2 pseudogenes are annotated in these 1,133 nt (G+C 45.1%); both read right to left on the reverse strand.

The window, feature by feature from the left end:
* Window positions 1-532: pseudogene (locus tag F6K52_RS36625) on the reverse strand (Photosystem Q(B) protein 1); the annotation flags it as partial.
* Window positions 533-879: 347 nt separating this feature from the next.
* Window positions 880-1,133, reverse strand: a pseudogene (locus F6K52_RS36630) (photosystem II q(b) protein); the annotation flags it as partial.

Raw genomic sequence — 1,133 nt, forward strand, 5'->3', positions numbered from 1 at the left:
TTCCGCTGATACCTAGAGGCATACCATCGGAGAAAGAACCTTGTCCAATTGGGTAGATCAAGAATACGGCGCTAGCAGCTGCAACAGGTGCGCTGTAAGCTACGCAGATCCAAGGACGCATACCTAAGCGGTAGCTCAGTTCCCACTCACGACCCATGTAGGCAAATACACCAATCAGGAAGTGGAACACTACCAACTGGTAAGGACCACCGTTGTAGAGCCACTCATCTAGGGAAGCAGCTTCCCAGATTGGGTAGAAGTGTAGGCCAATGGCGTTAGAAGAAGGAACAACAGCACCAGAGATGATGTTGTTTCCGTACATCAAGGAACCAGCAACAGGCTCGCGGATACCATCGATGTCCACAGGAGGAGCAGCGATGAATGCAATGATGAAGCAGGTGGTAGCAGCTAGCAGGGTTGGGATCATTAATACACCAAACCAACCTACATAGAGGCGGTTGTTAGTAGAGGTGACCCAATTGCAGAACTGAGACCACACAGAGGTGTTGCTCTGCTGTAGTACAGTAGTCATGTTCGTATGATTGCGGGTATGAATATGTATTTATCGAGGTTCGTAAGGCTTGTTTTTGCCTTCATGTATATATATTAAGTAATATCTAAAGTTTTGTAAAGGGGTTTGAGAGTAATTTCCCCTCAGCTTATTAAATAATGTAAATAAGTAAGACTTATATTACGTAAGTATTGACAAATAAAGATTAAAATGATATTAAAAAACAAAAATAGCGGTTGACCTTGGCCTACGGCCAAACGCGTACGCCACTAGGACCAAGAAGCAATGACTAATGATAGACAAACAAAAAAGCGCTCCCCATCTGGAGAGCGCTTTTTTCTAATCAAGTAGATTATGCCAACTTGGTATTAACCGTTGATAGCTGGAGCAGTCAAAGCTACAGGAGTAGCTTCAGCCGCAGCTAGGTCTAGAGGGAAGTTGTGAGCGTTACGCTCGTGCATTACTTCGAAACCTAAGTTAGCGCGGTTTAGTACATCAGCCCAGGTGTTGATCACGTGACCTTGTGAGTCAATGATGCTCTGGTTGAAGTTGAAACCGTTGAGGTTAAATGCCATGGTGCTGATGCCCAGTGCAGTAAACCAGATGCCGATTACAGGCCATG

This window comes from Moorena sp. SIO3H5 (genome assembly GCF_010692395.1).
Classification (GTDB): Bacteria; Cyanobacteriota; Cyanobacteriia; order Cyanobacteriales; family Coleofasciculaceae; genus Moorena.